We start from the raw sequence: 7239 nt of genomic DNA, 5'->3' as shown, positions 1-7239 counted from the left end.
GCCCAGGGCGCGGGCACGGGCCGTGCTGCGCGTCATCATTCCCGCCCACGCAGGGTCGGGCAACCACAGCGGTAGGGACCGCGGGCCGGACCACGGCTGAACACCTTGCTGGACCAGCCAGCCCTCCTCAACGCCGACCACCTCGCCGCGGTGGCCGGCCGCGGCGCGGGCGAGCCCGAGAAACTGCGACAACGGATGCGGCACCCCGGTGACATCCACGGTGCCCGGCTCATCGTCCGTGCCCGCGGCCCGATCCAGCAGCCACGCGGCGGCGTCGCGGACATCGATGAGGGAGACGAGGCGTTCGCCGCCCTCAGGCACCAGCACGGGAGCGTGGGACGTCGCGGCCCGGGCGAAACGCCAAGGCCAGTAGCCGGAGCGATCCGAGACATCCCCGGGACCGCCGATCAGGCCGAGTCGCGCGACGTGGGTGCGCTCAGACCCGAAGGCGGCACGGTAGATCTGCTCACACATGACCTTGGCCGAGCCGTAGTCCTGCGCGGTGGTGATCGTGCCTGGGTCCCGTGCCGGCAGCGTGGCGGACTCCTCGGCGGCGCCGGGGGTCGCCTGATCGGCGTACACGCTCGCGGTGGAGACGAACACGGCCCGCCCTACGCGCCCGGCGAGATCGCGAGCGGCGCGGCGCACGTGCTGCGGTGTCCGTGAGACGTCGATCACCGCATCCCAGTCGTCGCGGATCACGGGCTCCAGGGCGTCGTCCGCGTCGCGGTCAGCGTGCACCCACGTGACCCCAGCGGGAACGGCGGACGATCCGCGTGCCAGGCAGGTGACCTCGTGCCCCCGGGCCAGCGCGACGCGGGCCACCGCCCCGCCCAGCCAGCCGGTTCCGCCCAGGACAAGAATGCGCATACCCGAAGTGTGCGCGGTCGAGCGTCCTGGAGGACGCCGGTTCGCTCAGGGCGCAGCCCCTGCATGCGAGGGATGGCCCCGCGCGGAACGCGGAGCCATCCACGGTGCGAGGCGGCTCGAACCGGCCCGGGGTCAGACCGGGCCGTCGATGTCGGCCACCCCGGTCGGGTGGTTGATCACACCCTCCCGGTCTCGAGTTGGCGAGCCACGCTCATGCCGCCCTCGATGTCGCGCGTGAACTCCGAACCACCCAGACCGTAGGGGGGTCGTTGGCGAGCGTGATGGCCTCCGCCTCATCCTTCACCCGGTAGATCTGCGCCACCGGCTCGAAGAACTCCGTTCGGTACGCCGGATTGTCGGGAGTGATGTCGGCGCGATCCGCGTAGCCGACGCCCTTCCAGGTCAGGAAGGCCTGATGCGCACGTTCGGCGGCGGCGTCCACCCCTCGGCGTCGGTGGCGGTCGGAAACTCCCGGACGACCTCCCCCGTGAAGGGACTCGTGGTGGCGTAGGCGGGGCCGCTGGTTCCACGCCGAACGTGCGCCATGCCACGTGTCGCTACGGCAGGGACAAGCGCCCGAATCGGGGCGGTGCGGTGCGTCGCTCAGAAACCAGAACGCCAGTAGGAGGCGGCCTGCGGGTTCTCCTGCGACGCGACGCCGAGCGCGCGGGCGGCGGCGGAGGCCCAGTGCGGGTCACGCAGGGCGGCGCGACCGATCGAGACCGCGTCCGCCTGGCCCGTGACCACGATGGTCTCCGCCTGGCGTGCGTCCACCACGAGCCCGACGGCGCTCACCGCCGCCGACGTTCCCGCGAGGTCGGAGCGCAATCTCGCCGCGAGCGGCACCTGGTAGCCAGGCCCGACCGGGATGGCGGCGCCCGAACTCAGACCGCCGCTGGAGGCGTCCAGCCAGGAGACGCCGTGGTGGTCCACGAGATCGTGCGCAAGCCGCGAGGTGGCGGACGCATCCCAGCCACCCGGCACCCAGTCGGTGACGCTGAACCGGACGCCGAGCGGCTTGGCGGCCGGCCATACCCGACGGACGGCGTCCACGACCTCGCGGACGAGACGGGTGCGGTTGGCCTCGGATCCGCCATAGCCGTCGGTGCGGGTGTTGGTGAGTGGGGAGAGGAACTGATGGAGGAGATAGCCGTGAGCGGCATGGATCTGGACCACGTCATAGCCGGCCCGGTCAGCGCGGCGCGCAGCGTCGGCGAAATCGGCGACCACGGCATCGATCCCAGCCTGGTCCAGGCCGCGCGCGGGCGCCAAACCCGGGAGTACCGGCGCGTCGGCGACGCCCACCGTGGGCCAACCCTCCTCCGTGGGAGGGACCGTGCCGGTGGGGAAGCCGGGCAGCCCCGGATAGGTGGAGGCCTTACCGCCTGCGTGTCCGAGTTGGATGCCTGCCGCCACCCCCTGCGCGTGGTGGAAGGCGACGATCCGCGCGTGCGCCTGGACCTGCGCCTCGTTCCACAGGCCGAGGTCGCGCGGGCTGATGCGTGCCTGCGGCGAGACCCCGGTCGCCTCCGTGACGACCAGCCCGAAGCCCCCTGCGGCGAGACTGCCCAAGTGCTGCCGGTGCCAGTCGGTGGGCAGGCCGTCGAGTTCGCCCACCGCGTACTGGCACATGGGCGCGACGAAGGCGCGGTTGCGGATCGTCAGGCCGGGTCCCTCGGGGGCCGCGAGGGTGATCGGCGTGAACAGCGCGGGGGAGGACACGCTCAGCGTCCGCGCATCGCGCGGTTGAGGCCCTTCGGGGTCGGCATCGGGCCCTTGGGCAGGGGGGCCCGGGGCCGTACGGCATCCAGCGCGCGCAGCCGCTGCTTCAGTTCGCTGAGCTGATGCGGCTGGAGAGCCTTGGGCAGCTTCTCAATGTGCTTTTGCAGGTCGCCCAGCTTGATCTGATTCGCGCCGTCACCCAGCAGCAGCGTGACCACCGGGGTGCCGTACGACACCTGCTCGTGCTTCTTGGCGTCGCTGGCGAGCATCTGCCGGACGCGGCCCGGGCTGCCCTCGCCGATCAAGACGATGCCCATGGGGCCGACGACGCGGTGCACCAGATCCATCTGCCGGTCTGCGTTGATGCCCATGTCGTAGCTGTACTTCTTGTTGTTGAGCAACTGCAGGGCCACCTCGGCGGAACCGGGCTGTCCCTCGTACCGCTTGATGGTGGCCGTGCGGACGCGGCGGGTCAGCACGAACAGTGCCCCCAGCAGGCCCGTCATGAGGGCGAGCAGCACGTACGACCACCACGGCCAGCCCAGCAGCACGCCCAGCACGACGATGACGGCCGCGATCCCCACGCCGACGCCCAGCATCCACCACGTGACGGCCGGATCGACCTCGGCGGTGCGCTTGTAGGCCTCGATGACCTGCTTGACGCGCCCCCAGTCGCGGGGGTCGTCGCTGTTCTTCTTGCGCAGCTTCTCGGCCTTGGTGGCCGCCTTCTGCTCCGCGGCGAGCTGTTTCGCCTTCTCGCTAGCCATGCTGGTCCACTTTCACGTTCGTCCGGGACGCCTTCTTGCGGGCTTCGATCGCCTGCCGGTAGAGCCGGCCCGCGCGATACGACGAGCGGACGAGCGGCCCCGAAAGCACTCCCGCATATCCTAGGGCCTTCGCCTCGTCCTCGAGTTCGGCGAACTCTTCCGGTGCCACCCAGCGTTCGATGGGGTGATGCAGCGAGGAGGGGCGCAGGTATTGCGTGATGGTGAGCAGGTCCGTCCCGGCGTCGCGCAGGTCGACGAGGGCCTGGCTGATCTCCTCGCGGGTCTCGCCCATGCCCAGGATCAGGTTGGACTTCGTGACCAGCCCCACCGCGCGAGCCTTGTTGAGCACCCCGAGGCTGCGGTCGTAGTCGAAAGCGGGCCGGATGCGCTTGAAGATCCGCGGGACGGTCTCCACGTTGTGGGCAAACACCTCGGGCCGGGACTCGAAAACGGTCTCCAAGGCGGTGTCGGCTCCCTTGAAGTCGTCGACGAGCAACTCCACCCCGGTGCCCGGGTTGAGTTCGCGGATCTGGCGGCAGGTCTCCGCGTACAGCCAGGACGCCCCGTCGGGCAGGTCATCGCGGGCGACACCCGTGACGGTGGCGTATTTCAAGCCCATCTCGCGGACCGACTCGGCGACCCGGCGCGGCTCCTCCCGGTCGTAGGAAGTGGGACGTCCGGTGGCGATCTGGCAGAAGTCGCAGCGCCGCGTGCACTGGTCCCCGCCGATCAGGAACGTCGCCTCACGATCCTCCCAGCACTCGAAGATGTTGGGGCAGCCGGCCTCCTGACACACCGTGTGCAAGCCGCCGTCTCGGACTCGCTGCTGCATGTCTCGGTACTCGGGGCCCATGGTGGCCCGCGTCTTGATCCACGGCGGCTTGCGTTCGATGGGGGTCTGCGCGTTCTTGGCCTCGATCCGAAGCAGGCGGCGCGGCTGGGTATCGGTCACGCGTTCATCCTAGACTCGCCGCACGTCGGGCTCAGTCGACCGCGTCCCCGGGGCGGCGTCCGAGCGCCTCGAGCACCGGCTTGAGCACCAGCCACCACTGGTCGATCGGCCGGCGAGCCTGCCAGTCGACGAGGTCGTCGAGTTGCTTCACCGAGCGCATGCCGTCGGGCGTGGCGAACGTGTGCTGGGCCGAGCCTGCCTCGAACTGCCCGGTCATCCAGTCGATCACCGAGGCCGCGAAGCGGACCCCGTTGATGCGGTCGAACGGCGAAGGCACTCCGCCTTGCTGGACGTGTCCCAGCACCGCGCCACGCACGCTGAACCCGCCGTGGCCCTCCGCCTCGAACATGCGGGTGAGCAGGTCGGTGGTGTAGAACTCCGACGCGTTCTCGTTACGGATCGAGAGCCAGAAGTTCTGACCCCGGTCAAACGCCCGCACCATGGCGTCCACGTCGTGCTTGAGGTCGGAGATGGTGATGCCGTCCTCGTTGAGGTAGACCCGCTCGGCGCCTGCCGCGACCCCGGTCGCCAGGGCGAGAAAGCCGCAGCGGCGTCCCATCGTCTCCACGACGAACGCGCGCTTGGACGCGGTCGCGGACTGCTTGATCCGATCGACGGCCTGCACGTCGACGTTGAGTGCCGAGTCGGTGCCCACGGCCATCTGCAGCCCGGGGAGGTTGTTGTCCAGGGATGCGGGCAGCACCACGATGGGGATACTCAGCGCGGGGAACCGCTTGCGCTCCGCGTTGATCCGGTTGAGGGCACGGTAGGCCTGGAAGCCGCCGATGATGACGATGCCGTCCAACTCGTGGGTTTCGATCGACCGCGCCACGGCGTACAGATCGCCCTCGCCGGGGATGCTGCGCCGGGTGCCCAGGTTGGCCCCGGCAGCGGCCTCCCACCCTTCGACGTCGCCCCAGGTCAAGTCACGGAGGTCGCCTGCGATGAGCCCGGGGAAGCCCCCTTGAATGCCGACCATGGAATGCCCCTGATCGACGCCGAGCCGGACGACGGCACGGGCGGTGGGGTTCATGCCGGGGGCCAGGCCGCCGACGTTCATGACGCCGATGCGCTTGGCGGCTGCCTCGCGCACCACGTTGGGGCGGGCCTCGGAGAGGCGCTGGAACACGTGCGCCATCTGCACGAACGAGTGGCCACGTGCCGCCATCGCTTCGTCGTAGCGGCCTTCGGCGATGAACGTGGCGACGGCCTTGGTGTCCTTGACCGAATCGAGGAGCGGCATGGCGTAAGGCCGGTTGGCCCGGACGCCGATCACCTGCGGTTCGCGATCGCCGTGCAGCACCTCCTCCACCGCCGCGCATCCCACCATGGACGCCATCCAGCGGTCGTAGGCGCTCGGGACGCCGCCCCGCTGCACGTGGCCGAGGATCGTGACGCGGGCGTCCTCGCCCATCTCATCGGAGAGCACCTTCCTCACCGCGTCCGCGGTGATCGGGTTTCCCTCGCGGTCGGCGGCTCCCTCCGCGACGACGACGATGGACGAGCGGCGTCCGGCGCTGCGCGCGCGGCGCAGCACCTTCGCCATGTGCTCGTGCCAGTCCGGGGCCGGGGGACGCTCGGGGATGAACACGTAGTCGGCGCCGCCGGCGATCGCGCTCATCAGGGCCAGATAGCCGCAGTGGCGTCCCATGACCTCGACGACGAAGCTGCGCTGGTGGGACGCCGCGGTGGAGGCGATCGCGTCGATGGCCTCGGTGATGCGGTGCAGCGCGGAGTCGGTACCGATCGTCATGTCGGTTCCGACCATGTCGTTGTCGATCGAGCCGACCAGCCCGGCGACGCGCAGCGTGGGATGGTCGGCGGCGTCCTGCGGGGTGATCCGGCCCTCCTCCAGCAGCGCGTCGATGTGGGCCGGCCATTCGTCGCGCAACACATCGGTGCCTGTCAGCGAGCCGTCGCCGCCGATCACGACGAGCCGGTCGATGCCTGCCCGGATCAGGTTGAGCACCGCGGTGCGGCGGCCCTCGGGGGTCCGGAAGGCGGCGCACCGGGCGGTCCCGATGACGGTTCCGCCTTGGATCATGATGCCGCTGACGTCCTCCCAGGACATGGGCCGGATGAAGTGGCCGCCGTCCACGGCGCCTTGCCATCCCTCGTAGATGCCGTACACCTCGGCACCTGCGGTGATCCCTCCACGTACGACGGCTCGCACCGCCGCATTCATACCGGGGGCGTCTCCGCCCGACGTCAAAACCCCGATGCGTACGCTCACGCGGCTCAGACTAGGCGGCGGGGCGCCCGGACGTCAGTGCGAAGGCAAGTTGCCGCTCCAGTTGCGGTTCGATTGCCCGTGCCACCTCTGCCAACCTGGGCGCGGGGCGGCCCGTTTCGTCCTGGATGCTGGTGACCCCGGCGTCGGCGATGCCGCACGGGATGATGCTGCTGAACGGGCCGGTCGCTTGGGAGGCCACGTTGAGGGCGAAGCCGTGCATCGTGGTCATCTTTGCGACGCGGACGCCGATGGCGCAGATCTTGCGTTCGGGGCGTCCGTCGTCGGCAGGGAGCCAGACACCGGTGCGCCCCTCCACCCGTACACCGTGGACTCCATAGCGCTCGGCGAGGGTATCGATGACCGCCTGTTCGATGCGCCGGACGTACTCCAGCGGGCCGTACGTGCGCGTCAGGGTGACGATCGGGTAACCGACGAGCTGACCGGGACCGTGATAGGTGATCTTGCCGCCCCGGTCGACGTCGACCACCGGGGTGCCGTCGAGCGGACGCTCCTCGGGCCGGGTACGCCGACCCGCCGTGTAGACGCTGGGGTGCTGGACGAACAGGACCTGGGGGCCGATCTCGCCGGCGGCCACCCGGGCGTGCACGCTGCGTTGCAGATCCCAGGTCTGCTGATAGTCGCTGAGCCCGAGATCGCTGCCGTCATAGCCCAGGTAGGTGAACGTGAATCCCTCG

General features: G+C 70.2%; 7 protein-coding genes. All 7 read right to left on the bottom strand.

Annotated features, from left to right (window positions below):
• The coding region (locus V7E09_RS04260; RefSeq protein ID WP_324523055.1) for an NAD-dependent epimerase/dehydratase family protein at nt 1-870 on the bottom strand (870 nt) is incomplete at its 3' end.
• Between the two features lie 211 nt (nt 871-1081).
• Nucleotides 1082-1312 (bottom strand): aldehyde dehydrogenase family protein, encoded by a 231-nt coding sequence (locus V7E09_RS04255; RefSeq protein WP_324523054.1) that lies wholly within the window; start codon nt 1310-1312, stop codon nt 1082-1084.
• A 161-nt stretch (nt 1313-1473) separates the two neighbouring features.
• Nucleotides 1474-2592 (bottom strand): NADH:flavin oxidoreductase/NADH oxidase, encoded by a 1119-nt coding sequence (locus V7E09_RS04250; RefSeq protein ID WP_324511025.1) that lies wholly within the window; start codon nt 2590-2592, stop codon nt 1474-1476.
• A 2-nt stretch (nt 2593-2594) separates the two neighbouring features.
• On the bottom strand, nt 2595-3359 hold the full coding sequence (locus V7E09_RS04245) for a DUF4191 domain-containing protein (RefSeq protein ID WP_324511024.1): 765 nt from the start codon (nt 3357-3359) through the stop codon (nt 2595-2597).
• The gene (gene lipA, locus V7E09_RS04240; RefSeq protein WP_324511023.1) at nt 3352-4311 is read right to left on the bottom strand and encodes a lipoyl synthase; all 960 of its coding nucleotides are present in this window, start codon (nt 4309-4311) and stop codon (nt 3352-3354) included. The genes V7E09_RS04245 and lipA overlap by 8 nt, the downstream gene beginning before the upstream one ends.
• Nucleotides 4312-4342: 31 nt before the next feature.
• Nucleotides 4343-6544: a 6-phosphofructokinase gene (locus tag V7E09_RS04235; RefSeq protein WP_324511022.1), complete on the bottom strand. Its 2202-nt coding sequence runs from the start codon at nt 6542-6544 to the stop codon at nt 4343-4345.
• A 10-nt stretch (nt 6545-6554) separates the two neighbouring features.
• Nucleotides 6555-7239: lipoyl(octanoyl) transferase LipB (lipB, locus tag V7E09_RS04230; RefSeq protein WP_324523053.1), on the bottom strand; the 685-nt coding region annotated here is incomplete at its 5' end.

The organism is Propioniciclava sp. (assembly GCF_036744435.1).
Taxonomy (GTDB): Bacteria; Actinomycetota; Actinomycetes; order Propionibacteriales; family Propionibacteriaceae; genus Propioniciclava.
This window is presented reverse-complemented; position numbering and strand designations above follow the sequence as displayed.

Coding starts and splice junctions, on each gene's coding strand:
- V7E09_RS04245 (WP_324511024.1), bottom strand. CDS start 3,359: ATGGCTAGCGAGAAGGCGAAACAGCTCGCCGCGGAGCAGAAGGCGGCC.